This is a genomic window from Roseivivax sp. CAU 1761 (genome assembly GCF_054482755.1).
In genome coordinates this window covers 1-1,270 of the sequence record NZ_JBTLRM010000072.1, presented here as the reverse complement: position 1 = coordinate 1,270, position 1,270 = coordinate 1, and the positions used below count along the sequence as shown (strand labels likewise).

At 63.1% G+C, this 1,270-nt stretch carries 1 protein-coding gene; it reads left to right on the top strand.

Annotated elements, in window-relative coordinates:
• Positions 1–65 precede the first annotated feature (65 nt).
• Positions 66–1,252, top strand: a protein-coding gene (locus ACXYMW_RS19705) for an IS3 family transposase (protein WP_459037033.1) whose coding sequence is annotated in 2 segments (ribosomal slippage) — positions 66–321 and positions 321–1,252 — 1,188 coding nt in all. Because the reading frame shifts where the segments join, the coding sequence is not laid out codon by codon here.
• Positions 1,253–1,270 lie beyond the last annotated feature (18 nt).

Here is a 1,270-nt window from a genome sequence, read left to right as displayed (position 1 = left end):
TGCTGTGACCCCCGGTTTTCCCTCCATCTGATGATAGAGTCCGGCCCAAACGAGAGGACCGGAAGATGAAGAGATCGAAGTTCAGCGAAGAGCAGATCATCGCGATCCTGCGGGAACAGGAAGCTGGGGCCAAGACGGCCGATGTTTGCCGCAGGCACGGGGTCAGCAGCGCGACTTTCTATTCCTGGAAGAGCCGATATGGCGGCATGGACGTGTCCGACGTGAAGCGGCTGAAGGCGCTTGAGGAAGAGAATGCCAAGCTCAAGCGGCTCTATGCGGATGCGATGCTCGATAACACTGCGCTGAAGGATTTGCTCGGCCGAAAGTGGTGACGCCCGCCGCGAAGCGGCTTGCGATCGCTTGTCTCATGGAACGTCACGAGATGAGCGAGCGGCGGGCGTGTCACCTCATTGGCGCTGATCGATCGATGATCCGGTATTGCGCCCGGCGGCGGGACGATGCCGCGCTCCGGGAGCGGATGCGCGAGCTTGCCGGGGAACGCCGGCGGTTCGGCTATCGGCGGTTGCACGTCCTGCTGCGCCAGGAACGGCTCGTGGTGAACCGCAAGCAGACCCAGCGGATCTACCGCGAAGAAGGACTGTCGGTGAAGCGCAGGCGAGGCCGCAAGAAAGCCTCTGGCACGCGGGCACCGATCCTCGTGGAAGCGGTGCCCAATGCCCGCTGGTCGGTCGACTTCGTGCATGACCAGCTCGTCTCAGGCCGGCGCTTGCGCATCCTGAACGTGATCGACGACGTGACCAAGGAATGCCTGGCGGCCGTCGTCGATACGTCCATCGGCGGGCGCAGAGTGGCGCGAGAACTGTCCGGTCTCATAGACCGGCGCGGCCCTCCCCAACTCATCGTCAGCGACCACGGCACTGAGTTCACCTCGAACGCCATGCTCGAATGGACGCAGAAAACCGGCATCTCCTGGCATTTCATCGTTCCGGGAAAGCCGATGCAAAACGGAATCTGCGAAGCATTCAACGGCCGGATGCGTGATGAATTCCTAAACGAAACCCTGTTCGTCAGTCTCGACCATGCTCGCGATGCCACCGGCCGGTGGGTCGCCGACTACAACTCGTGCCGGCCGCATTCCGCGCTCGGCTACATGTCCCCAGCGGCTTATGCCGCCAAACTCACCGCAATGGGCGATCCGCTCCGCGCGCCGAAAACGCTGCGCGGATCGCCCATTGCACCACCGGCGCACCCGCGCCAATCTGACCGCCGGGCTCCGGCTTCGGGTGGATGAAGAATGGGGGTCACAGCA